Consider the following 23,589-nt stretch of genomic DNA (forward strand, 5'->3'; position numbering starts at 1 on the left):
TGGTATGAATCCTTGCCAATACTGGGACGAGACAGAGATTTCACCTTTCAATCTTTAGCTCATTGGCTGCTTTTGTCGCCCGTTTCAGCAATATAAATTCAGAGATACCAAAACGAGTCTGGGACAAAAGTCCTAGACTCGTTTTTTACAACAGCTTTACTTTTTCTCAGTGCGTAATGATAAAGTATGGGCCGTTGCCTTAGTCGCTGACTTGTCGCCCTGTTGGGGATGCTTGACCCCGAACTCGTAGACCCAATATAACCAGTAAGCGACGATGAGTTGTGAACCAGCGAACAACGCGCTGTCGGCCGTAATGCCGACCAACGCGAAGGTTAAGGTTGGAACCAAGATGGCGTAACCAATGGGAAAAGTCAATGCCGTTCGGACTGAACGGTGCGTAACCCCAAGGGCGTATTGCGTGTAAATGACCAGAATGACTGCTGCGACTAAACAAGACGTTGCAATGTAGTTAGCTAACATCGTCTTCCCCACCTCCGTATTTAAGATTATTAAGAGTATATCACAGTTTATGCAGTCAAAAAGGGAGCCAGAATTGGCCGAATTTTAAGGAATCGCGTTATACCGCCGTTTATGGCACTTTGATGAGAAAACATTCTATGACTAAGCAAAGATTATTAGATAAAATGATGCATAATAAGGCTAATAAACTTATCAAACCATTATTGAACTGATAAAATGGCTACAATTTAAATTTTACCGATTCTTGCTAAACCTTTGTCAGTAGTGACCTAATCGTCCTTAACGGGTGATTAACGGAATTATCAAATGTGACCAGCAACTAAATTGGTGCGAATTTTGTGGTAAGATTATACTTAAATTAAAAGGAGGTGAGGACAATGATGACACCGACCGAAATTCAACATAAACTTCGCCGCGATCTGTATACGATTACCGATGACTATGACATTACCATTGATAATCGCTTATATACCGAAGAAGAGTACGAGAATTTGAAGGATACATTGTTAACGCTCCACGAGTTAGGCATGGCGCCCCAAGACATGCAGCAACTCCTAGCCGTTAACGCCTAAATAAAATAAGTGAGGTGACTCAATCATGGATGCTGATATCCCATCAGGTTCAATCCAGTCTAGAAAGTGCTAATGTTGGTTAAATTAACCCAGCGTTAGCACTTTTTTGATGGCTTTTTTTACATAGGAGTACATCCGCTACTTGCTGGTAAGGACAGGGGACGCAACGTCTTAGTCAATTGATTTTGGCAGCAGCTAGCAAGTGCCTTTAGTTAGGCCAATAACGATACCCAGTTCGTTGCTAAAGGCCTAGAAAGCCGCCGTCTCCCAGACAAGTTACCATTTTCTCATAGTCTCATCATTCTAGCGGTAAAGATGGGGGAGGTTCCTAATTCACTGGGGTCCGGCGAGCCTTTATAATGAACCTTGTAAGTGAAGGTTTTGTAAACGTATTTGAAAAATGATGAGGACTTTTAAACGAACGGGGACGTCTACAATGGATGAAGAAAAATTATCAGCTGAAGAGTCACAGGTGCTGGACGCGCTAAAGGAGATTATTGATCCGGAGCTTGGCATCGACTTGGTCAATCTTGGGTTGATCTACGACGTGACCGTGACGGGAAAACATTGCGATGTGACCATGACGTTGACGACGATGGGCTGCCCAATCGGTAACGTGTTGGCCAGTCAGATCAGTCAGGCCGTCATGTCCGTTCCCGTTGTCGAAACGTGTGATTTGAATCTCGTGTGGGAACCAGCTTGGAACATTGACATGATGAGCCGCTACGCCAAGGTTGCCCTGGGGGTTCATGGCTAAAAAGTGGGCAATAAAAAAGGCCCACGACGGATGTCGCAGACCGCGTAGCCTAAGCTGTAATGAGATTGTTTAACAACGCATAGCGCACCAATTCTGGTCGCGAATGCATATGTAGTTTGCGCATGACGTTGGACTTGTGCGCCTCAACGGTCTTGGGTGAGATGAATAGGTCGGCTGCGATTTCCTTGTTGGAATAGCCTAAAACCATGTACGGGAAGACTTCCACCTCGCGCTTGGAAAGACACGTGTAACTGTGTGAGATGAGGTTTAGCCGTGTCGGGCAGGGATTGAGTCTAGCGTCGACGTAACGTTGATCGTCCAGCGCTTGTTTGATTGCAAAAATGATTTCGTGGTTTGGTGCGTCCTGCAACAGGTAGGCGTTCGCACCGGCATCTAGGACTTGTTCAACCTGATACTTTTCCAAATGTTGGCCGAGAACGACGACCTTTAAGGCGGGGCAATCGCGATGAATGTCAGCGACCCAGTCGTAATCTGTGAGTTGGTCGGGAATCATGAGCAATAGATCCAGGTCAGAAAGTGCGGTTTCGTAGGGGGTCGTCAGGTGGGCATCGACGGTGAGGTCCGGCTGTTGATTGACCAAAAAAGTAAGCCGATTTTTAAATGACGGTGATTGACTTAATAGACCAATGTGGGACATAGCAGAGGACCTCCAGATTGAATGATTGTGTTTTTGCAGACTGATAAAAATCTATTATCAGTGTAACATGATTTGATAACGGTTTCAAAGGTTACTTGCGTATTTTTGAGCAAATACATAGAAAGAAAAGGATGTTGTGGTTATGCAAGGGAATCCAGTCTTATCAGCTAGAGAAAAGAAGATGTCTACTGCCGCTGCGGGAATTTTTAATAAACTCAACCGGGTACGGGCATTGGTCTTGGGCTCGAATGACGGTATCGTGTCAACGGCTGGACTAGTGATTGGTGTCACACAAGCTAACCATTCCGTCATGGCTGCCTTGTTGGCCGGGCTATTTACCGTGCTGGCAGGGGCACTGTCCATGGCGGGCGGGGAATACTCGTCGGTTTCCTCCCAACGCGACATGCAAAAGGCGTTGGCCCAGCAGGTCAAGGCAGAACTCGTGACGGAACAAGAGGTCATTCTCCAGCGATTGAGAGTGAAGCTGCAAAGCTATGGATTTGAAGTACTTGAGGCCATTAACTTATCCCGCCGGTTAATCGAGAACGAGAATATCAATGTGATCCTTTACCTGCTCTATGGCATCACGTACAAGCGCTATACCAGCCCGCTACAGGCTGCCGTGACCGATGGCCTAGCATTTACCCTGGGGGCCTCCTTGCCGCTGAGTTGTATCGTCTGGCTCCCTGAGCCCTACAAGATTGGTGGTACCATGATTGGCGTCGTCTTGGCCCTGCTCATCACCGGCTACGTTGGTGCGCGCCTCGGCCATGCCAACGCTAAGGTGGGGATGCTACGGAACGCTGTGGTCGGGTTACTGACCATGGGCATTAGCTACTTTATTGGGTCGTTGTGGCAATAGGATTTTTTGATCATAGTGTGGCTCTCAGAGAGATCACACCTTAGCTGCTTTGATTAGTAGTGGTTACTGGCAAGTCTGACAAATCAATACAGGGATAAAAGCAGTCGGTAGAATCCATATCGGCTGTTTTTTTGCGTTCGTGATTATCTGTAAAAAATTCGGCGCACTAGTCAACCATTAAGTTAGTAAGTCACTTAGTCGCTGTGCGTGAAAAGTTGACGTGATTTTCAAAAAAAGCTAGTCACCAGCGCTGAGCAGACTTACACTAAAGCTATGCTCAGATTGAAAACTAGTCGCTTGAAATGACTCAACTATTGATATACCAGGCTTCCTGGCTCCTATTACAAAGATACTTTTGGAGGGGGAGCACGCTTGCTGTCACGCAAAGAACCAGCAAGCCGACATTATAATACGAGGAGGGATCGTTGTGAAAAATTTGCGTCAACCGGATTCGGGATTTTCCTGGTTCTACCAACGATTTTTGAATAATCACATTACGATTCTGTTATTAAATATTTTTCTGCTATTATTGGTGCTCAACGAGCTTATGCAAAATGCTTGGCTGTTGACGCCCATCTGGAAATTCATTGGTATTGCCATGCCGGCCGTCGTAGTTGCTGGAATCCTATTCTACGTGCTGGACCCATTTGTCCACTTGATGGAGCGCCGATTACATCTTCGAACCGGGTTAGCGATTGCCATCGCCATGATCGTCACAGTCACGGTTATCGTGCTAATTTTTCTCAACCTGATTCCATTTCTAGCGCGCCAAACGACCGGGGCTATTTCGGCACTTCCACAGTTTTCTAACGATATGTTGCGGAATCTGAATCGCCTGAATCAGCAGCACCACTGGCTGTCAAACGACAACTTGAACGACATCAACCAGCGTGTGACCACCTACTTCTCCAAGCGGGGACTGAACCTGCTGACGGGGACGCTGAGTTCATTGGGGAACGTCGTAACGACCGTGAGCGATTGGATCATCACGCTGATCACCGCGCCGCTGGTCCTGTTCTTCATGTTGAAGGACGGCTCGCGTTTTCCACATTATGTCAGTCAAGTCGTGCCGACCGCTTACCGGGATCGTTTTGTGATCATGCTCGACCAGATGAACGTGAAGGTCAGTTCCTATGTGCGTGGTCAATTGACCGTGGCGCTGTGCGTGCTGATCATCTTTACCACCGGTTATTCAATCATTGGCCTACGCTATGCACTGCTGATTGGCCTGATTGCTGGACCACTAAATTTGATTCCCTACTTTGGTTCGGCCATCGCGCTGGTGCCCGCACTGATTATGGGGGTCGTGACCAGTCCGTCAATGCTATTGGGCGTGGTCATCGTCTATTTGATCGAATGGGTCTTGGAAACGCAGGTCCTGTCACCCCTGATCATGGGCAACAGCCTCGCTATGCATCCCATTACCATCGTCTTCGTGCTGCTGGCCGGGGGCAAAATGTTTGGTCTCGTTGGCGTCATCTTCGGGGTACCCGGGTTTGCCGTCCTCAAGGTTCTGGCGACCACTGGTTTTCAGTGGTACCAGGAATACTCGGCGCTTTACCCGGATGTTTTGCCACCGGACGAGCTCGAACCTTAAGCGTTTATTAACACCATGATATAACTTTAATTCACACGGAAACGGCGGTGCCAATACGGTTACCACCGTTTTTTTGTGGTCTCGTCATCAGTCAGTTAGGTGGGTCATCCCACCAACTTTAAGTTTCCGACAAGCCCCGTTTGCCATAATCGTTCCATGTTATGAAATGGAGGCGACTCGAATGAATTTTTTCAAGCGGGCCTGGTTGAACGTGTGGGCGAAGAAGGGCCGGTCAGTTCTGCTGATCTTGGTCTCATCCGCTATTCTCATGTTTGTTCTGGCCGGGTTATTGATTAGAAGTGCCGCGGTCAAGGCGACTGACCAAGCGAAGGCGAATGTCGGCGCAACGGTGACGTTGTCGGCGAACCGGCAGGCGGCGTTTAAGAAGATGCAGAATAGTTCCAGAAGTAAGTCCAGTCGACCGAAGATGACGCTGACGCCGGTCAAGCTGAGTGATGCGACGAAGATTACCAAGTTGAGCAATATCAGCAGCTACAACGTGACCAGTTCAACGTCGGTCAACGCCAAGTCCTACGACACGGTCTCGACCAGTTCAGGCCTGAGTGGCGGCAATAGTGGCGGTCCCGGTGGGATGAAATCGTCGACGAGCACGGGTGACACCCAAATTGATGGGGTCACAAGCACCAGTCTCGCCACCGACTTCAGCAGTAAACAGAGCAAAATCACCAAAGGTCGTGGCATCACCGCGGCCGACAAGAATACGAACCACGTGGTGATCGAAAAGGACCTGGCGAGCCAGAATAATTTGACGGTCGGCGATACCATCACGGTCAAGGAAGCCACCGGTAGCAAGGATAAGGTCAAGTTAAAGATCGTCGGCATCTACAAGGCCAGTTCAACGAGTTCTAGCTCGGCTGGCCCAATGAGTACCGACCCGGCCAACACTATGTATACCTCATACACACTGGCCAACACCTTTAAGGGTACCAAGTATGCGGGTACGGCAGATTCCGTGACGTTTAACGTCAGTAATCCGGCCAAGGTCAGCAGTGTGAAGACGGCTGGCAAGAAGCTGATCAACACCAGCAAATACGCTCTGAGCACGGACGATTCCAGTTACCAAACGGTCAAGGCGTCCATGAGTAACGTGGAGAGCTTTGCCAACAAGATTGTCTGGCTGGTGGCGATTGCCGGAACGATTATCTTGGCGCTGATCGTCATCTTGATGATTCGCGAACGGCGCTTTGAGATTGGCGTGCTCCTCTCGTTAGGAGAAGCGCGGTGGAAGATCGTTGCCCAGTTCTTTGCGGAAATGTTGATGGTCATTGTGGTGGCCGTTGCGATTGCGGGTGTTGGCGGTAAGTTTGTCGGTAGCCAACTCGGCTCGCAACTGGTCTCTCAGAGCACGACCACGACACAGACAACGACCAGTTCGACTGGCCAACCCGGTGGTAGCGGGGCGCCTGGTGGCAGTGGCATGAAGGGCGGCAATGGTGGCCCTGGTAACATGAGCCAGAGTGCCAACAGTAAAGCGGCCAAGACCGAACTCGATGTGTCCGTTAGCGCGGTTAATTTGGCGGAACTCGGCGGTTTTGGTTTAGCCATCACGTTCCTGTCGATCATGATCGCCTCCGGTGGGATCTTACGACTGGAGCCGAAGAAAGTACTGATTTCCTAAGGAGGGACGCCAATTGCTAAAAACACAAGGCCTGGGGTACTGGTACCAGGATAAGGATCAACCGTTGTTCCAAGACATCAATCTCGAATTCGAAGTCGGTCAATCCTACGCGATTCTCGGTCATTCTGGGACGGGGAAAACGACGTTCCTGTCCCTGATTGCGGGACTAGACAAACCCAAGGCAGGTGACATTCTGTTGGATGACCGGTCGTTAAAGAAAATTGGTCTAACTAATTACCGTCGCCATGACGTGTCTATCGTCTTTCAGGCCTACAACCTGTTTACCTACATGTCGCCACTGAATAACTTGTTAACGGCCATGGCCATTACGGGAGCGGAACATGCGGGTGACAAGGACTTTGCCCTGAAGACGTTAAATGATTTGGGAATCGGCGCCGACCTCGCGACTAGAAACGTCCAGCACCTCTCCGGTGGCCAGCAACAGCGAGTCGCCATCGCCCGGACGATGGCGTGTGACGCGCAACTAGTCGTGGCCGATGAGCCAACGGGAAACTTGGATGAGGACAATACCAAAGGGGTCATTGAACAGTTCCAGCGCATCGCGCACGACCGGCAGAAGTGCGTGATCATCGTGACCCACGAGCCGGACGTGGCCAGTCAGTGTGACCACCAATATCGCCTCGAAAACAAGCAGTTCACGGAGTTGGTTTAAATGGTTCACCTACGGCAGCCAGCCACGCCGTCCTGTGGGGACCGACCGAAGCCACGGAGCGGTCTTCGGTCTCGACTTGAAGCCGCGGAACCCACGCGTCTTCAAGTGCGTCCCGTGGTGTCAGTCAGCTGAAAGAACGCTGACTAACACCACCGACACAGGACTCTGTGCCTGGCTGCCTCCGGCTGTTTAAGCCAATTCGGTGAGCTGAACTGGTTTATCGGGTTTTAAGTCACTAATGTGTCATATGCTTCAGTTGTCTGGTCATGGTTATTTATCAGTCGAATAAACAAGTTAGTGTGCCACGTGTTGTCCATTAGGGACTGGAGCGTGACGCACTTTTTGATTGGTCTGGTCATCATCAATGAATGAGGTATCTGGGGATACTAAGCCGTTTAGAAGAAATTATCGAACCAGGCTACAGTATGGAATTGGCTAGAAGATGTTATCAGCTGACAACTAGGCCTGTACTTTCAAAAAGTACGTGTTAAAATAATCAACAATACACTTGGCATTAGCTTAGTCGTAGGATGACAGGTACGGAACCCTGTGTCGGTGTTCTTAGGCCGAGAGAACTTCTCGGTCTTAGCACACGGGTCGGGATTGGTTTTGCGAGGCTTCAGGTCTACCCCACAGGGTGGAGTATCTGGCAGCCGGAGACGAACTGTGAATGCCAAGGAGCGTTTAAAACTAATTGAAGAGGGTCTTCAGTATGACAGTTTTTAGTGCCTATTCGGATGAAGAGATCTTGACCTACCTGCAAGAACAGGTCAAAGATGGAACGGTAAAAACGGACGCGGCAACGTTAAAGAAACAGTCCTTCAACCCCAACGCTTCTGGCGGTGAGTCCGGGTTAGCCCGAGCGTTCGTCGAGGTGGCGAGTGTTGAAGACATTCAGGGTGTCCTGCGGGCCGCACGGAAGTTTCACATTGCCGTGGTGCCCCAAACGACCTTTAGTAGCACCGTGATCGGGTCCGATGGGATCGATGGCGCCATTATTATTTCGATGCGTAAAATGAATCAAATTTTGGAAATCAGTAAGGAAGATTCCGTGGCCGTCGTGCAACCTGGCGTGGTCAACGGTGATTTGGACCAAGAGGCGCGTAAACAGGGCCTGTTCTACGCCCCAGATCCTGGCTCTAAGCCATTCTCGTCCATTGGGGGTAATGTATCGACCAACGCCGGCGGAATGAGTACCGTGCGTTTTGGGGCCACTAAAGACAACGTTTTAGGCCTAAAGGCAGTTTTAGCCGACGGCCGTGTCGTCAAGTTGGGTGGTCGGACGCTGAAGCAGGCGTTTGGTTATGACCTGACACAGCTCTTCGTGGGGTCCGAGGGAACGCTGGGCATCATTTTCGAAATCACTGTGAAATTAATGCCAATTCCATTGGGTAAGTCTGTCATGGGAGTCGCCTTCTTCGAGGATATGGGCACTCTGGCCAAGGCCGTGACTGCTATTCGCATGTCCGGCGTTTACCCGACCATGCTGGAAGCCCTAGACGGCAATACAGTGGTCGCTTTGGACCATTACGAAAAGACGCACTACGCTGACAACAGCGGGTCCATGCTGATTTTTCGGTTGGACGGCAGTAGCGATGAGACCGTGGGCGTGCTGAACGACTTGTTGGCGAAATACAACGGCCAAAATGTGCAGGTTACAACGGATCCCGGTGAACAAAAGGCGCTGGAGAAGTTGCGGCAGGACATGTTACCGGCCGTCTTTGCCGGCAACAATCACTTGATGGAAGACATGGCGATGCCGTTGTCACAACTGGCCCCGATGATGGACTACCTACAGGCCCTCGGCAAGAAGCTGGGTATCAAGATTTACACGGCAGGTCACGCTGGCGATGGGAACGTTCACCCGACCTTCACTTGGTCCGAAGACGAGGATGACGTGCCAGAGGTCATCATTGAAGCCCTCCGGCAGACGTTCTGGAAGACACTGGAACTTGGTGGCACGATTTCCGGCGAGCACGCCGTGGGGATGTTAAAGAACCAGTGGAACAACCCCGAACTCGGCGAAAATGTCGACCAATTACAACATCAAATCAAGACGCTATTCGATCCGATGAATTTGCTGAACCCTAAGCGAAAAATCGACTAGGGTGGCTACTTTAGAATGATTTAGAAAGAGTTCCAACGAGTCCAAACCAGTTTTTCTGGTTACGGATTTGCTGGGACTCTTTTAGTATTAAGGTAACTTCCGCTGATGCCGACGATGTTTGACCGCATGCTTAAGGTTCTTCTTGGGGAGTGCTAATCGCCGATACTTGAGATGGCAGTCATGATATTATCAGTCGGCAGCACGGTAGTTAGGGCAATGCACGATCAGAATCGGCGGGTAGCCCTCCTTAATCGATGAGACTAGTTAGTTCAGTAAAGTAATCAAATTTGGGAACTATATGGTTAAAAAAGGTAACTAGCCGGCCTGTATACTAAGAGCGTGCGTTACCGCCACCCCATTATCTTTCCACCCATCATTAGTCTGGCCGACAACATTTAACATGGGTCGAACTATTTCGTGAGCAATAAAGTTGCGAAATCAGCCGACAAACGCGATAATTATTGTTACAATTGGAAGCGAATGCAAGGCGGCGGTAAAGTAACCGCAACCGGTTGCAATTTTCAGTTGTGAAAGGAAGACCGTAATGGGCGACACACAGTGGTGGCGACACGCCGTGGGGTACCAAATTTACCCGCAGAGTTTTCTCGATAGTAATCATGATGGGGTCGGGGATTTAGCCGGCGTAGAAACGAAGATCGACTATCTCCAATCTTTAGGGGTGGACTTTGTCTGGTTGGCGTCATTTTACCCGTCAGGCCAAGTGGATAACGGCTATGACGTCACCAACTACCGGGACGTTGATGGCCAATACGGATCTCTGAACGACTTTAATCGTTTGGTTGCCGCGCTCCATGCCGCCGGTATTAAGGTGGTCATTGATCTGGCTTTGAACCATACGTCGACGCAACATCCGTGGTTTCAAGCAGCACTCAACGATCCGACCAGTCCATACCGGGACTACTATATCTGGCGTCCGGCTCAACCAGATCAGCTCCCGAACAACTGGGAGTCTGTGTTTGGCGGCTCGGCTTGGACCTACGATGCGGCGTCTCATGCGGCCTACCTCCACTCTTTTGCGGAGGAGCAACCCGATCTTAACTGGGAAAATCCGGCTGTTCGTGATGAAATGGCGGCCACCATTCAGTGGTGGGCCGACCGCGGTGTAGATGGGTTTCGATTGGATGGCGTGACCCATTTAAAGAAGCGGCAGGACTTCGCGAACGTTGCGAACCCCAAGACGGATTACTATCAAGACGTTACGGGGGTCGACACCTTTTTGGCGGCCTTGAAGCCGGTCTTGCAACGTAACCAATTGTTGGCTATCGGCGAAGCTGGCGGTATCGATATGGATACCGCCCAGCGCTGGTTAGCACCGACCACGGGATTCTTTGATCTACTGTTGGAATTTGACCACGTTCATTTCTGGGAGACCGCTGATTCGAAATTACCCGTGGCGGCTCTACGAAAAACGTTGTCGAAATGGCAGTTTAACTTAGAAGGCCGGGGATGGAACTCCCTGTTCATTGAAAATCACGACTTGCCACGAGCCGTTTCGTATTACGGAAATGATGTCGACTATCGGCGTCGTTCCGCGAAGGCCTTAGGGCTGTGGTACCTGTTGATGAAGGGCACACCGTTCATCTATCAGGGTCAGGAACTCGGCCTGCCCAATGCGGGTTTCGACAAAATTGCCGATTACAGAGACCTTGACAGTCGATTATATTACCAGCAACAACGTGCAGCGGGTATCCCGGAGAAGGTGATCTTGCGGCAGTTGGCAGCGAAGAGTCGAGACAATGCGCGGACACCGATGCCGTGGACCCATCAACAATTTGGTGGATTCTCCGACGTTCAGCCTTGGATCGACATGACCCCGGGGTTCGAACAGGTCAACGTGGAGCGTGAAAGTCACGACCCGCACTCCGTCTTGACGTTCTATCAACAGCTCGTGCGGCTGAAAAAGTCTGTTCCGGCCTTGGAACAGGGCCGCTATGAACTCATCGATACGCAAGACGACCAACTGTACGTCTATCGCCGAACGTTAAACGGGGATAACTGGCTGATTGTGGTCAATATGAGCAATCAGGTCGCAACGACACAAGAATTTGATTTAAATACGAGTGAAATGATCTTTACCAATCTGCCAGTGGATTCCGATTCGGATGACCCGCAGATTCAGCCGTGGGAAGCGCGGTTGTACCATTTACGGAAATTAGAATAGTCAGTAGACGTTGAAGCCGGGAGTAAATAAAACGGCTTCTTTTTTTTCCATTCGGTAAACTTTTTCACAAAAAGAACGGTTACTATTGCTTTTTACTTAATTGTTCTTTATTATTAATTATATAGATATTTCTATGGGGTCAACCATTTTGCGTATTGCTAATCGTGTTAATTATCTAAGCGGTTAGTGAGTGAAGATAAGGATATGATGAATACTATGGCAAAAAGTAAGGTCGTTCATGCGGAGAGCTTCTTTGAAGCCTAAATGGAGTTGAAGCGTGAGCTGGAAAAGTCGGCTACTCGTTTCCAACGAACAATGGGGATTTCAGTGGATCAATATGCGATTTTACACCATATTTTAGAGAACCCGGGGAAGCTGACATCCGCAACTGTTGCGGATAGCCGGGGCATCTCACGGGCTGCGGTTTCGCGGGGGATTTCGCAATTGATTCGACGGGGCTACGTTGTGCAGAGTTACCAAAGCTCTGACCGACGTGTCCGGCCGTTATCATTAACCACAACTGGAGAGCAACTCGAAACGGATTGCTACCAGACGCTACAGACTGCCGCTAAGACCATGAGTAAGGTGGACTTAGACGGTAGTGGTAGTCAGGTCACTATCGGGCAATTGACTAAGATGTTGTCCGCGGTGACGGGAAAAGATGACACCGAAACACCAGATAAATAGTAAAACGATTTATACATTGTAGACGAAATTAGTCGTAGGCGACTAATTTCGTCTTTTTGAATTATTTTGCCACATAACTATCAAAGTGTGAGATTGATTTTATTCGTTTTTTTGATGATGTCATTCGTGATTATTCTATGAAAGACTAGCCAGACGATAACTTTTGGTTGAAAATAAATCGTGAAAAGTGAACGAGGCCCTGATAAATGGGAGCTATCGACTCTAATGTAGGCTTACCGAAATAATTGGCAGGCGTTAATTGCCAGGTGATAACCAGCCCCGTTTGCCGTTTCTAAACTGAAATATTAAGGGGTACGTGTGAAACGCACGCAATTTCGGTCATTCTGGGTGAAAAGTTGGGAGAATTTTGCGTTGGCGCGGTCAGCGAATCGGGGGACGTGGTACACTTAAACCAGCATTTTCAAGAGAAGAGGGAAGCCCATGATTGTCGAGCGAAAGATTGGGAGCGGAGAACAGAATCTAGTGTGGGTGATGACCATGGTCGAGACCGATGCGGATAAGCAGGACCTGCAGGTAACGTATGGGTTGACCGATGAGATCTTAACCTACGTGACCGATGAAAATGAACGGTCGCATTATGACCGCGATGAGTATTTAAATACGCAGCTGTTCGTATTTCACGTGCCAGTCGTCATTGACCAGATCTCGCAACGCTACGTCACGCGGCCCGTGACTTTTTTGCTAAAGGGGAATCAGATCTTTTCCATTACCACCAAGCGAACGCAGTGGGTCAATCAGCTGCTTGCAGAACGGATGAAACTGGAACAGATCTCGGATACTAATGAGTTTATGCTGATTGGGCTGTTCATTCTGTTCGACCAATTTATTCCGCCAATTCGCAAGATCAATGCGGAACAGAACCGATTGGACAAGCAGCTCAACCAGGCACCGGACAATAAGGACCTCATTGCGCTGTCCAACCTGCAACAGAGTCTGGCCTACTTCGTCAGTGCGACACGCAACAATGCCATGATGGTCGTTGGCCTGAGCAGCACGCCATTTGGCAAACAACTCTCGGATAAGAATAACGAACACTTGGCCGATGCGGTTATTGAAGCCCGGCAGACGTCTGAAATGACGGCAATCGAGGCCGATGTTGTCGACCGGATCTCAAATACGTTTAATAACGTGCTGAATAATAACCTGAACGGCACGATGAAATTTTTGACGATTTGGTCGCTGGTCCTGACGATTCCGACGATTGTGACCGGGTTCTACGGGATGAACGTCAAGCTGCCATTTGCTAATGACACCATCTCCTGGGTCTTCACAGTAGCGCTGATGGTGGGCGTCATGGGATTGGTCGCATTAATGTTGCGACACCGACATTTTTGGTAAGTTGAAGCACACAGAATGGATTGTCCGAGTGAGGATAGTCCATTTTTTTATCGCTAACATGTTCATTTAATCACTTACAAAAAATAAGTAAAATTACTGGCATTCTTATTGTATGGGGATTATGATGTGACTAATCAATGATTTCGGGGTGCATAGCCAAAGGATTGGGCAGACATCCTAACTGAAAAGGAGTGCGATTTTCATGACAAAGATGATTGCTGGACAAGCATTAGTAAAGGTTTTGGAAGCTTGGGGTGTGGACCACATTTACGGAATTCCCGGTGGCTCGATCAATCACACGGTAGAAGGGTTGTACCTTGAAAAGGACAAGATCGACTATATCCAGGTTCGCCACGAAGAGGTGGGAGCTTTAGCCGCCGCTGCCGATGCGAAGTTTACCGGCAAGGTTGGGGTCGCCTTTGGTTCCGCTGGCCCTGGTGCCACGCACTTATTCAACGGCCTCTATGATGCCAAAATGGATCATGTCCCCATGCTAGCCTTGGTTGGTCAAGTTCCCCAGGCCACGATGAATACGAATTATTTCCAAGAAATGGATGAAACACCGATGTTCAGTGATGTTGCCGTCTATAACCGGACCGCAACGACCGCGGAACAACTCCCTTACGTGGTCAATCAGGCCATTCGGGAAGCCTACCGGGAAAAGGGCCCAGCTGTGGTCATTATTCCCGAGGACTTATCCGCAACGGAAATTGACTACGAGCCCGTTAAGACGCCGAATACGGTATCCAATACCTTCACACAGACGATTGATCCAGCCGCTGTTTCGGCCACGCTGGAATTGCTGAAGAAGGCGAAACACCCGCTGGTTTACGCTGGTCGCGGTTTGCTGGGAGCGCGGGATGAACTGGTCAAATTCAGCGAACAATTCAATGTTCCGGTCATCAACACCGTTCCAGCAACTGGTGTGATCCCAACGAACCATCCAAACGCGATTGGAACGTTTGGCCGCTTAGGATCGAAGTCTGGGTTTGAAGCCTTACAGCACACCGATTTGATTCTGTTCTTGGGTTCCGAATTCCCATTCGCTCAGTTCTGGCCGAAGAACATTAAGATCGTTCAAGTCAACGACAACGCGTTTGATATCGGCAAAATGGTCCCAATCGACTACGCCGTCATTAGCGACGCCAAGAGCTACTTACAGGCGATGATTGCGACCGGTGAGACGTTGCCGGAAACGGCCTGGCTCAAAGCCAACCGGCAGAACAAGCAAAACTGGAACGCTTGGCTCGACCAATTGGCTAGCGATGACAGTCATGGCTTAGCGCCAGAGGCCGTGACCAAGAAGATTGCGTCCATGGTTGGTCCTAAGGATACGTATGGGGTCGATACCGGGAACGTTTCGGAATGGGCTGTTCGGGGCTTGCCAATGGACCAACAGCAGCGTTTCGCTCTGTCTGGGTTGTTTGCCACAATGGGCTATGGCTTACCTGCGGGGATGGCCGGTGCGTTGAGTGTGCCAGATGCGCAAGCCTGGTCACTGTCCGGTGATGGTGGGTTTGCGATGGTCGCGCCCGACCTGATCACTGAAGTTCGCTATGGGCTGCCGGTGATCAACGTCATCTTCAGTAACCAGCGGTTCGGCTTCATCTACCGCGAGCAGGTCGACACGAAGCAACACCTGTACGGGGTCGATTTGACCGATGCCAACTGGGCAAAGGTCGCCGAAGGTTTTGGTGCCATTGGCTTCACGGTGAAAAACAATGCCGAAGTCAAGCAGGTCTTTGATCAAATCAAGAATCTGCAGGCGGCCGGCAATAAGAAACCAATCGTGGTCAACGCCGTCATCAAGAATGATGATCCCATTGGCACGGCCTTCATGCCACTCGATCCACAACTGTACGGCCAAGCTGCCGTGGATGCTTACGCCAAGGAGAACAATATTGACGTCAAGCAGCAACCGGCCTTGGGTGAGTTGCTCCGTGCCCAGGGTGACAATCTGTAAGGTGTGACTGATGCGAGACTCCTGAACTAGGCAACCTGGTGGGTCCTTCGCCTTACCGGCCGGCAGATATGGGCTGGATCGGGGCGAACACAACTTGAAGCCTCGAAAGAACCGAGTCTACAAGGTTGGTTTTCTGCTAAGCCGGCAAGAAACGCCGACCAAGCAGAACGACGCGCCTGAGCCCATATCTGCCGGTCTCTCAGCTTACACAGTGTGCGTAGACGACGAGGATCATGACTGTAATAGTCGTTGTCGGTTGGACCGAAAGCGCTAGGTCTCCACATCGTCCAATCGTTGTCATGATAAAACGCAATCAGAGCCGGAGGAGGATAGGGATGCAGCCAGCCGTGGAAGTGGTGTTGGCTGGCGATTCATCAGCCAGCTTACAGCACGGGCGACTTTGGAGACACGTGATTTTCGTGGCTTCAAAGCGAGCGAGAAGACTGGTGATTTTCCAGTCTGAAGCGTCCCCACAGCAGGCGGAATCCCTGTCAGCCGGAGTGCGGCAATTTTACACTATCTTAATGGTTCGAATCCTTGCCAATAATGGGACGAGACAGATATTTCATCTTTCAACCTTTGGCTAACAGTTAAAACGTAAATGAACCGCCACAGCAGCTGGGACTAAGTCGTCGCTGTTGTGGCGGTTTTTGTGTGTCCGCTAAAATTAACCCTTGAAATTCACGGATGATCCGGCTAAAATTGTTAGCTGACTAACAAAAGGAGTGACTTGACTTTGGTGCAACGACGTTTGGGTGCTTGGCTACGCGATGCCGAACATCAGATGAATTTAGAAATGAACGATTTTGCTCGACCTTACGGCTTGACGGGGATGCAGTTATCGGTGATCGATTTCATGTCCCGGAACCTGGAACAAGATGTGTTCCAAGTTGATTTGGAGCACGAATTTCATGTCAAACGGTCCACGGCGTCCCTGCTAGTGAAGCGGATGGTGGAACGCGACCTGGTCACCCGGGTCGTGGCGGCGAGTGATAGTCGTAAGCGGCAACTCCGGCTAACGGCGAAAGGCCAGGGATTAGTGCCTATCGTGCAGCAGCACTTGGTGGAACAAGATGCCAAGATGGTGGCCGGATTATCCCCACAAGAAGCGGTGGCGTTTCGCCGGGCTCTTGCCAACGTCAGTCATTGGAACAGTGAAAGGGAGTAAAGAGATGCGTAAAGAAAAAATTGACCCCCGGGTCGTTGGTGCGGTGCTGGCGACGGGCTTGATGTCGCTTAGCGGGGTCATCGTTGAGACGGCCATGAACATTACGTTCCCGACCCTGATGAAGCAGTTTCACGTCACAACGGGCACGGTGCAATGGATGACGACCCTGTACCTGTTGATTGTGGCTTGTATCGTGCCCATTTCGTCTTACTTGAAACGGCGCTTTAAGCTGAAGCAACTCTTCGTGGTCGCTAACCTGCTCTTTATTGTGGGCCTGCTGACGGATGCCTGCGCTACAACGTTTCCATTGCTACTGTTGGGCCGGGCGATTCAAGGCGTCGGCACGGGAATTGCCTTGCCCCTGATGTTCAATATTATTCTAGAACAGGTACCACTGAGTCGAATTGGGATGATGACTGGGGTGGGCACCCTGATCACTGCCGTGGGACCGGCGATTGGACCGACTTACGGTGGCTTACTGGTGACCCACTTGAACTGGCGGTACATCTTCTGGATTTTATTGCCGTTCCTGATTGTTTCATTTTTTGTGGGTCTCAAGACGATTAAGCAGGTCAGTGAAACGGCCCCGGAACGCTTCGACTTTCTCAGCATGCTGGGGGTCGTCGTGACCTTTAGTGGCTTGATCTTTGGGTTTAGCTCGCTCAGTACCCAGTCGTTTCTCAGTTGGTCGGTTGGCGGTAGCCTTCTTGTGGGAATCTTGGGCTTAGTCTTTTTCGTCCAGCGGTCTCGGCACAGCGTCCACCCGTTGATTCAACTGGCGGCAGTAACGAATCCAGCGTTCGCTTGGCATTTGCTGGCGTTCTTCATGCTCCAGATTACCGCACTGGGGCTGTCATTTGTGCTGCCTAACTACCTTCAGTTAGTGGACCAGCAATCGGCATTTACCGCCGGCTTGGTCGTCCTACCAGGGGCCCTGATTGGCGCGGCGTTTTCACCGATCGGCGGTCATATCTTGGACCGTTTCGGTGCGAAACGGCCAATTCTGCTCGGCCTCGGTCTGGTCGTGGTCACGTTGCTGCTGATGGCGGTATTTGCCCGGCAACTTAATTTGTGGGCCATTCTTGGAATCTATGTGGGCTACATGATTGGCATCGGTTCCGCATTCGGGAATATCATGACGGATGGCTTGAAGCAGCTGTCAACTGACTTGAAGGCCGATGGGAACGCGCTGATGAACGCCATGCAACAATTCGCCGGTGCCATGGGAACGGCCATCTGTGCGGCCATTATTGCGGCCAGCCAGGCGGGAACCGTTGGTAGCACTGCCAGTAAAACAGCGGCCGGCTCACAATGGGCGCTCCTGTTTCTGGTAATCGTGGCTGTCGTCTCCTGGTTAGGGATGGCCGTGGCTTTTCGGTTGAATCGGATAAAGTCGTAGTTGGCAAAAATTTAAATTTTCATTGGAAACGGTGGGGCCTGAAACGGCTACCATCGTTTTTTTTGTTGCTCCGGGAACCGTTTGCACAAAATGGTCGTTGGTAGCGCTACTATCTTAACCATGGGAGCACATGTCATGTTCTTTTAGGGTGAGCCGTGCTAGAATTCGTGTCCAATAAAGCCGAAATGGCTGATGAAAGCGAGGCGACTTGCATGAAATTTGACTGGCGATATGCGTTTCATTCTTTCTGGTTTTTCATGATGTTAATGGTTCTATTGAGCTTAACGACGGCCGTTGACAACTTCCACGGCGTCCGCATTGCATTGGGCGTGATCTTTGGTTTCCTAGTCGTAGAAGGTTTGTGGACGTGGCAATACCCTTACTTTAATCGGTTGGGGCGGCAGGGGAGCACGGCTCTCATCAATTTAGGCCTATTCGTTTTCATCGCGGCGTTTACTTTGGCGTTCAAACAAGAGTGGTCGGCAAGCGTTTGGGGATTCATGAGCTTCTGGCTCGCTAGCATTGGTGGTACGATGGACGGCTACTTAGCACGACCGACCACGATTCTAGTTTGGCAGACCCGCGGTGACCTCCGGAAAAAGGCGGAGATTCTACAGAATTCTTCGCGACTGTAAAAAAATAAGCGTGAGATACGCGGCGGCTAACTGTCTTGTGGCGTATTGGATGATCCTTTTTCGGGAGTCTGGGGCAAAAGTCTCGGGCTCCTTTTGCGCGCTCCGAACTTGTATTGCTGAAACGTGGGGCAGAAGGCATCGAGTTAGGGCGATGTAAAAAAATCTCACCGCCAAGGATAGACGGTGAGACCAGCGAGTTAATCTTTAGGTTCTAAAGGTTGAAAGTTCCAAAATACCAGCCATACCTGCTCTAGCAATAATCGTGAACCTAAAACTAGGTAACCTGGTAGGGCCTTCGCCTTACCTCTCGGCTTACACAGTGTGCGTAGACGACGGAGATAATGACTGTAGCAGTCGTTATCGATTGGACCGAAAACGCTAAATCTCCAAGTTTTTCGACTGTTGTCGCGGTAAAGCACAGTCAGAGCCGGAGTGCGGCAATTTCACACTATCTTAACGGTGCGAATCCTTGCCAATACTGGGATGAGACAGATATTTTATCTTTCAACCTTTAGTTTAGGTTTAGTAAGCAGCGTTATAAGTCCAGTCGTACGAGAGGAGTTGGTGAAATCGTTCTCCAATCGGTACCCACAGCTTGGCCTTGGCGATGCTAGCGATGGATTCCCAGAACAGCGGGTCCTTTCGCTCTTTTTCGCTAAGGTTAATGTTGACGTAACTCCCGGCTTCCGTTTTCGCAATCACGTAGGGGTAGAACACCTTAGTAATTTGGGCGGGAGTAATCGTATGAATTTTTGGGTTGTCATCAATCAGCATATCGAACGCTTCCTTTCAATTTATAAACCTAGTATATCGAGAAAAGGTAAAGGAAACTATCACCTTTGATTAAGGATTTGCTGAGAATCTCTTAGTTTTTGAATGCTGACTAAAGGTTGAAAGATGAATTGTCTGTTTTAGACCAGGAGTAGCATGAATCGATACCGCTAAAGTTAGTATAAATTGGCCGCAGTGCGGCTGCTAGGGATTCGGCCTGCTGTGGGGACGTTTCAGACTGGAAGAACACCAGTCTTCTCGCTCGCTTTTAAGCCGTAAAAAACACGCGTCTTAAAAGTCGCCCATGGTGGTCGGTAAGGCGAAGGGCTTCACTATGTTGTCAAGCACTAGCTGTTAGTTGCCCGGTTCAAAGTCACCGTGAAGCAACTGCCGTGCGGGTCGTTGTCCGTGACCGCGATGGCTCCTTGGTTGAGCTGTACCAGTTGGGCCACAATCGCTAAGCCCAGTCCACTCCCCTCAATTTTGTTGGAGCGTGAGGCGTCGACCCGGTAGAAACGCTCGAAGATGTGCTCCCGGTCGGCAGCCGCGATACCGGGACCGAAGTCGGCAACGGTTAGGGTGGCCGTCGTGGCCGTTGCGACGACCGTTAAGTTGATCTGCTGGTCTTCCGGTGAGTATTTGTGAGCGTTGTCCAGTAAGGCCACTAAAATTTGATGGAGCATATCCGGGTCACCGAGGGTCATGGTGGGGTGGTCGGTTCCTTGAAACGTGACGTGTTGCGCGACTAGCGGCTGGTAATGGTCGACGACCCCACGTACCAGGGCGGAGAGGTCTAGGGGCTGTAACGCGACCTCGGCCCGGTCCGCGCGGGATAAATGGAGGAGGTTTTCAATCAAGTGTTGCATTCGCAGGGACTCCTGGTCGATGAACCCTAGGGATTCGGGGATGACCTCAGGGTGCTTGTCGCCACGGCGTTCGATCAGTTTAACGTTGCCCCGGATGGTTGCGATGGGCGTTCGTAGTTCGTGGGAGGCATCCGAGATAAACTGCCGCTCCCGTTCCAAACGGCCATTTTGCGCAGCCAAAAGTTGGTTGAAATCCTTGGCCAGCTGGGAAACCTCGACGGGCTCCGTGGGTTGCGGTAATTTTGGCTGGGTCGTTTCGGGGGTAGCTGCTGCGGCCTGGGCAGCTTCGGCCAACTCGATGGTCGGGGCGCTGATGCGGTCAGCTAGCCGGCGCACGAAGAATAGTCCGATCAGGAGACTCAGGCCGATAGCGATGATGATCACGGCAATCAGGACGTGGAGGTTGCCGATAAGCACGTGCATGCCGATGAAGAGCGAGTATGTGCGACCGTTCGTTTTTAACGTTTCTGAGAAGTACAGGCCCCAATTTTTGATGTAGACCAGATGGGTAAAGGGAATCGACCACGAATTGGCCTTGGCCAGACTGGTGGTACGGGGCAGGAGGGAGGTGGTGCTCCCGTCGGCATTTTTAATTAGGACAAACGTGTTGTGAGAATTGAGGCCGCTGGTCCGGTTGACCGTCAGCCAGTCGTTAAAATTACTGACCTGCGTTGTTTGCAGGCTGGCACTTAGCTTGGCGGCTTGGTCCTGCGCGCGGAACAGCTGGTCGACGCTCAACGTGATCGTTACGGTGAGGACGATGACGACGCCGACGACCAGTAGAAGGCGGGTAAACGAATCGCGAATGATATCCGCGTAAGTTCGCGGTGGGTGGTTAGCGCTCATTGGCATCATCTTCCTTTAGGGTGTAGCCCACACCACGAATCGTGTGGAAAAGGTGGGGCGCGTCATGGGTATCAATCTTATTACGGAGGTAGCCAATGTAGACGTCGACCACGTTTTGCTGGCCGAGAAAGTCGACGCCCCAAACGTTGTCGAGCAACTCGTCACGGGTGAAGACCTGACCGGGATGCTGCATGAGAAATAGGAGCAGGTCATATTCACGTTGCGTCAGTTGTAGCGCCACACCGCCGCGATCGACCTGCCGGGTCTTGGTGATGAGCGTGAGGTCGGCGAGGTGGTAGGCCTGGTCTAAGCCACTCTGATGGGCAGTTCGCCGTTGGATGACGCGGATACGGGCGAGCAGTTCTTCGATTTCAAATGGCTTGGTGATGTAGTCGTCCGCACCGTTGTCGAGGCCGGTAACTTTATCGCCTAAGTAGTCCCGGGCCGTCATCATGATCACGGGAAGCTCATCGTGTTTACGGATGCGGCGAAGGACTTCCATGCCATCCATCTTAGGGAGCATCCAGTCGAGCAGAACCAATAGAAGATGATCTTTTTCGCGCTGGTAGGTTTCCCAAGCGGCTTCCCCATCGGTGGCAGTCAAAACGTCAAAGTCCTCAAAGGTGAGCTCCTTGGCAACGTAACTGGCAAGACCTTCTTCGTCTTCAACCAGTAGAATTGTGTTTTTCATTAGTGGCGACACTCCTTTAGTAGCGGATAATTAGAGATGGAAAGGTTAAATTTAATGGTTAGGCGGAAAATTTGAGCGTCTAAATTTAAAATAGCAGAGTGGATAAAGACCCATTTGACGGGCTTACCGGCATGATACCATAGAATCATAATCCTTGATTAAGAAATTCATATATTAAGCTTAATCTAGATTCAGGATAGCGGGGACTGCGCAATGGTATAACTAATACATCGAAAGCGATAAGCCAAAACAACTAACTGAGGAGTGGTTAAAATGACTAAAATTAAATCAATGATGACTAAGGTAATGCTGGGTGCCATGACCGTCACGACCCTGATGGCAACATCCGCTGGGGCTTCGGCTGCAATTCGGCCAACGACTGGGGTGGCTGCCCCGGAAATCGAACGAACCACGATTACGTTCAACGCCCGGCCGGCAACGGAACTCCACCTGACAAAGATCAAACTCAACAAGCGCGTCACGACCAAGCAGATCTCCAGTCAGGTCCAAACGGCTGTGGATGCCAGCGCCCTCAGTCTGGACCAAAAGCACCAAGATAGTCAGTTGAAATAGTCGCGGGCTGTCAGGATCCGTCCGGTGAGGCGGGCCTGACACGGATTTAGCCAAGTTCCCGTAAAAAGTCGTCCAATGACTTGAGCAAACTTCCTCCAGATAGATAACCTCAAGTGAAGTACCTCCCCCCTTAAAGTTGACGCGAGCTACTTGAATGAATCGTCCCCTTAACGCGAGTCGACCAACAGAATAGAAGCTGATAGAAGTGGTGATGGCGAGACCGTTGCTGCTTTTTTAACGTGATGGTACGGATAAAGAAAAAAGTCAGTCCCGTAGCTAACTCAGTTGAGTAGTTGCGGGTACTGACTTATGAATGGACAAAATTATATTTTCAGCGATACCGACGATTGAGTGCAGGGGTCAACTGAAAGCGTTGATAAATGCAACGGTTATTGTGGTAGAGCACAATTCGCAGGGGTTTAGTGAACCGCGTCAGCCACTGAGACATCACCGTTAACAATCGTTATGATCTGCTTAGGTAGGGGATGCTTAACGATTGCCACAACAGTCGCGGCCACGTCCGCTCGGGAAATCTTAGTCGTGTCGGCGGTGGCTGGGTCCAAGGTGATCTTGCCGGTAGGGGCGTCGTTGGTCAGAATACCGGGACGGACGATGGTGTAGTCCAGGTCCGTGCGGTGTTGGAGCCATTGATCGGCGTAGTACTTAGCGACGTAGTAGGGCCGGATGCCAGACTTTTCCCAAAAGGCGCGGTCGTCGGTACCCATAGCACTAACGATGATGAACCGCTTGATACCAGCCTCTTCCGTGGCAATCATGGACTTGACGGCGCCATCGAGGTCGATATTGAGCGTCATGTCGTCGCCGGTGCTGCCGCCAGAACCAGCGGAGAAGACGACCGTGTCCACGTCGTTCATTGCGGGAACCAAGCCATCCGCGGTCCCCATGAGGTCGACCATGCGGGGATGACCACCGAGTTTTTCGATGACGGCGGCCTGTTCGGCGTTACGAATCCCACCGTAGACGGTTTCACCAGTTGCAGCGAGCTGTTCGACGATGTGTTGACCAACGTGGCCGTGGGCACCGATAATTAATGTTGTCATAAGAAAACCTCCATTTGTAAGTGAGCTAACTATCTTTAACCAT

At 50.5% G+C, this 23,589-nt stretch carries 21 protein-coding genes; 15 read left to right on the forward strand and 6 right to left on the reverse strand.

What is annotated here, in order from left to right; genetic code table 11:
• Window positions 1-156: 156 nt before the first annotated feature.
• Entirely contained in the window at window positions 157-480 is a 324-nt protein-coding gene (locus tag FC99_RS12210) for a hypothetical protein (RefSeq protein ID WP_048734519.1), read from the reverse strand.
• Between the two features lie 377 nt (window positions 481-857).
• Between FC99_RS12210 and FC99_RS12215 the strand changes: the two genes are divergently transcribed.
• Together FC99_RS12215 and FC99_RS12220 are read left to right on the forward strand one after the other, a co-directional pair.
• Window positions 858-1,052, forward strand: a complete 195-nt coding sequence (locus FC99_RS12215) for a hypothetical protein (protein ID WP_048734521.1) — start codon at window positions 858-860, stop codon at window positions 1,050-1,052.
• Window positions 1,053-1,488: 436 nt separating this feature from the next.
• Window positions 1,489-1,809 carry a metal-sulfur cluster assembly factor gene (locus FC99_RS12220; protein WP_048734524.1) on the forward strand — a complete coding sequence of 107 codons (321 nt, stop codon included), beginning with the start codon at window positions 1,489-1,491 and terminating at the stop codon, window positions 1,807-1,809.
• Between the two features lie 49 nt (window positions 1,810-1,858).
• On the opposite strand, the gene FC99_RS12225 is transcribed toward FC99_RS12220, so the two are convergent.
• A complete protein-coding gene (locus FC99_RS12225) occupies window positions 1,859-2,467 on the reverse strand; it encodes a LuxR C-terminal-related transcriptional regulator (RefSeq protein ID WP_048734527.1) in 609 nt (202 codons plus the stop codon).
• A gap of 142 nt (window positions 2,468-2,609) precedes the next feature.
• Here FC99_RS12225 and FC99_RS12230 point away from each other — a divergent pair, with 142 nt between their 5' ends.
• From FC99_RS12230 to FC99_RS12290, 12 genes are all read left to right on the forward strand, one after another.
• Complete coding sequence (locus FC99_RS12230) at window positions 2,610-3,329, forward strand: VIT1/CCC1 transporter family protein (protein ID WP_048734530.1); 720 nt, start codon at window positions 2,610-2,612, stop codon at window positions 3,327-3,329.
• A 427-nt stretch (window positions 3,330-3,756) separates the two neighbouring features.
• Window positions 3,757-4,926: an AI-2E family transporter gene (locus FC99_RS12235; protein WP_048734534.1), complete on the forward strand. Its 1,170-nt coding sequence runs from the start codon at window positions 3,757-3,759 to the stop codon at window positions 4,924-4,926.
• A 181-nt stretch (window positions 4,927-5,107) separates the two neighbouring features.
• The gene (locus FC99_RS12240) at window positions 5,108-6,565 is read left to right on the forward strand and encodes an ABC transporter permease (RefSeq protein ID WP_048734536.1); all 1,458 of its coding nucleotides are present in this window, start codon (window positions 5,108-5,110) and stop codon (window positions 6,563-6,565) included.
• Between the two features lie 13 nt (window positions 6,566-6,578).
• Window positions 6,579-7,238: an ATP-binding cassette domain-containing protein gene (locus FC99_RS12245; RefSeq protein WP_048734540.1), complete on the forward strand. Its 660-nt coding sequence runs from the start codon at window positions 6,579-6,581 to the stop codon at window positions 7,236-7,238.
• Between the two features lie 712 nt (window positions 7,239-7,950).
• Window positions 7,951-9,345 carry an FAD-binding oxidoreductase gene (locus tag FC99_RS12250; protein WP_048734544.1) on the forward strand — a complete coding sequence of 465 codons (1,395 nt, stop codon included), beginning with the start codon at window positions 7,951-7,953 and terminating at the stop codon, window positions 9,343-9,345.
• A 544-nt stretch (window positions 9,346-9,889) separates the two neighbouring features.
• Window positions 9,890-11,527, forward strand: a complete 1,638-nt coding sequence (locus FC99_RS12255) for a glycoside hydrolase family 13 protein (RefSeq protein WP_048734546.1) — start codon at window positions 9,890-9,892, stop codon at window positions 11,525-11,527.
• Window positions 11,528-11,791: 264 nt separating this feature from the next.
• Window positions 11,792-12,214: a MarR family winged helix-turn-helix transcriptional regulator gene (locus FC99_RS12260; protein WP_082153232.1), complete on the forward strand. Its 423-nt coding sequence runs from the start codon at window positions 11,792-11,794 to the stop codon at window positions 12,212-12,214.
• A 441-nt stretch (window positions 12,215-12,655) separates the two neighbouring features.
• Entirely contained in the window at window positions 12,656-13,573 is a 918-nt protein-coding gene (locus FC99_RS12265) for a magnesium transporter CorA family protein (protein WP_048734548.1), read from the forward strand.
• Between the two features lie 202 nt (window positions 13,574-13,775).
• Complete coding sequence (gene spxB / locus FC99_RS12270) at window positions 13,776-15,536, forward strand: pyruvate oxidase (RefSeq protein WP_048734550.1); 1,761 nt, start codon at window positions 13,776-13,778, stop codon at window positions 15,534-15,536.
• 739 nt (window positions 15,537-16,275) lie between these two features.
• A complete protein-coding gene (locus FC99_RS12280; protein WP_235805928.1) occupies window positions 16,276-16,704 on the forward strand; it encodes a MarR family winged helix-turn-helix transcriptional regulator in 429 nt (142 codons plus the stop codon).
• Between the two features lie 4 nt (window positions 16,705-16,708).
• Complete coding sequence (locus FC99_RS12285) at window positions 16,709-18,103, forward strand: MFS transporter (protein WP_048734559.1); 1,395 nt, start codon at window positions 16,709-16,711, stop codon at window positions 18,101-18,103.
• A gap of 212 nt (window positions 18,104-18,315) precedes the next feature.
• Window positions 18,316-18,738: a hypothetical protein gene (locus tag FC99_RS12290; RefSeq protein ID WP_048734562.1), complete on the forward strand. Its 423-nt coding sequence runs from the start codon at window positions 18,316-18,318 to the stop codon at window positions 18,736-18,738.
• A gap of 522 nt (window positions 18,739-19,260) precedes the next feature.
• Here FC99_RS12290 and FC99_RS12295 read toward each other — a convergent pair.
• From FC99_RS12295 to FC99_RS12305, 3 genes are all read right to left on the reverse strand, one after another.
• Window positions 19,261-19,512 (reverse strand): hypothetical protein, encoded by a 252-nt coding sequence (locus tag FC99_RS12295; RefSeq protein WP_048734566.1) that lies wholly within the window; start codon window positions 19,510-19,512, stop codon window positions 19,261-19,263.
• A 344-nt stretch (window positions 19,513-19,856) separates the two neighbouring features.
• The gene (locus FC99_RS12300; protein WP_235805926.1) at window positions 19,857-21,221 is read right to left on the reverse strand and encodes a sensor histidine kinase; all 1,365 of its coding nucleotides are present in this window, start codon (window positions 21,219-21,221) and stop codon (window positions 19,857-19,859) included.
• Window positions 21,211-21,912 (reverse strand): response regulator transcription factor, encoded by a 702-nt coding sequence (locus tag FC99_RS12305; RefSeq protein WP_048734570.1) that lies wholly within the window; start codon window positions 21,910-21,912, stop codon window positions 21,211-21,213. Before FC99_RS12305 ends, FC99_RS12300 begins: the two co-directional genes overlap by 11 nt.
• A gap of 273 nt (window positions 21,913-22,185) precedes the next feature.
• Here FC99_RS12305 and FC99_RS12310 point away from each other — a divergent pair, with 273 nt between their 5' ends.
• Entirely contained in the window at window positions 22,186-22,485 is a 300-nt protein-coding gene (locus FC99_RS12310) for a hypothetical protein (RefSeq protein WP_048734573.1), read from the forward strand.
• Between the two features lie 419 nt (window positions 22,486-22,904).
• Here FC99_RS12310 and FC99_RS12315 read toward each other — a convergent pair whose 3' ends face one another.
• Entirely contained in the window at window positions 22,905-23,546 is a 642-nt protein-coding gene (locus FC99_RS12315; protein ID WP_048734575.1) for an SDR family oxidoreductase, read from the reverse strand.
• Window positions 23,547-23,589: the final 43 nt, after the last annotated feature.

Source organism: Levilactobacillus koreensis JCM 16448, assembly GCF_001435525.1.
Classification (GTDB): domain Bacteria; phylum Bacillota; class Bacilli; order Lactobacillales; family Lactobacillaceae; genus Levilactobacillus; species Levilactobacillus koreensis.

What these genes read in the sequence shown, in the direction of transcription:
- FC99_RS12210 (WP_048734519.1), bottom strand. Translation starts at nt 480, where the DNA reads ATGTTAGCTAACTACATTGCAACGTCTTGTTTAGTCGCAGCAGTCATT.
- FC99_RS12215 (WP_048734521.1), top strand. Translation starts at nt 858, where the DNA reads ATGATGACACCGACCGAAATTCAACATAAACTTCGCCGCGATCTGTAT.
- FC99_RS12220 (WP_048734524.1), top strand. Translation starts at nt 1,489, where the DNA reads ATGGATGAAGAAAAATTATCAGCTGAAGAGTCACAGGTGCTGGACGCG.
- FC99_RS12225 (WP_048734527.1), bottom strand. Translation starts at nt 2,467, where the DNA reads ATGTCCCACATTGGTCTATTAAGTCAATCACCGTCATTTAAAAATCGG.
- FC99_RS12230 (WP_048734530.1), top strand. Translation starts at nt 2,610, where the DNA reads ATGCAAGGGAATCCAGTCTTATCAGCTAGAGAAAAGAAGATGTCTACT.
- FC99_RS12240 (WP_048734536.1), top strand. Translation starts at nt 5,108, where the DNA reads ATGAATTTTTTCAAGCGGGCCTGGTTGAACGTGTGGGCGAAGAAGGGC.
- FC99_RS12250 (WP_048734544.1), top strand. Translation starts at nt 7,951, where the DNA reads ATGACAGTTTTTAGTGCCTATTCGGATGAAGAGATCTTGACCTACCTG.
- FC99_RS12255 (WP_048734546.1), top strand. Translation starts at nt 9,890, where the DNA reads ATGGGCGACACACAGTGGTGGCGACACGCCGTGGGGTACCAAATTTAC.
- FC99_RS12260 (WP_082153232.1), top strand. Translation starts at nt 11,792, where the DNA reads ATGGAGTTGAAGCGTGAGCTGGAAAAGTCGGCTACTCGTTTCCAACGA.
- FC99_RS12265 (WP_048734548.1), top strand. Translation starts at nt 12,656, where the DNA reads ATGATTGTCGAGCGAAAGATTGGGAGCGGAGAACAGAATCTAGTGTGG.
- spxB (WP_048734550.1), top strand. Translation starts at nt 13,776, where the DNA reads ATGACAAAGATGATTGCTGGACAAGCATTAGTAAAGGTTTTGGAAGCT.
- FC99_RS12285 (WP_048734559.1), top strand. Translation starts at nt 16,709, where the DNA reads ATGCGTAAAGAAAAAATTGACCCCCGGGTCGTTGGTGCGGTGCTGGCG.
- FC99_RS12290 (WP_048734562.1), top strand. Translation starts at nt 18,316, where the DNA reads ATGAAATTTGACTGGCGATATGCGTTTCATTCTTTCTGGTTTTTCATG.
- FC99_RS12295 (WP_048734566.1), bottom strand. Translation starts at nt 19,512, where the DNA reads ATGCTGATTGATGACAACCCAAAAATTCATACGATTACTCCCGCCCAA.
- FC99_RS12300 (WP_235805926.1), bottom strand. Translation starts at nt 21,221, where the DNA reads ATGAGCGCTAACCACCCACCGCGAACTTACGCGGATATCATTCGCGAT.
- FC99_RS12305 (WP_048734570.1), bottom strand. Translation starts at nt 21,912, where the DNA reads ATGAAAAACACAATTCTACTGGTTGAAGACGAAGAAGGTCTTGCCAGT.
- FC99_RS12310 (WP_048734573.1), top strand. Translation starts at nt 22,186, where the DNA reads ATGACTAAAATTAAATCAATGATGACTAAGGTAATGCTGGGTGCCATG.
- FC99_RS12315 (WP_048734575.1), bottom strand. Translation starts at nt 23,546, where the DNA reads ATGACAACATTAATTATCGGTGCCCACGGCCACGTTGGTCAACACATC.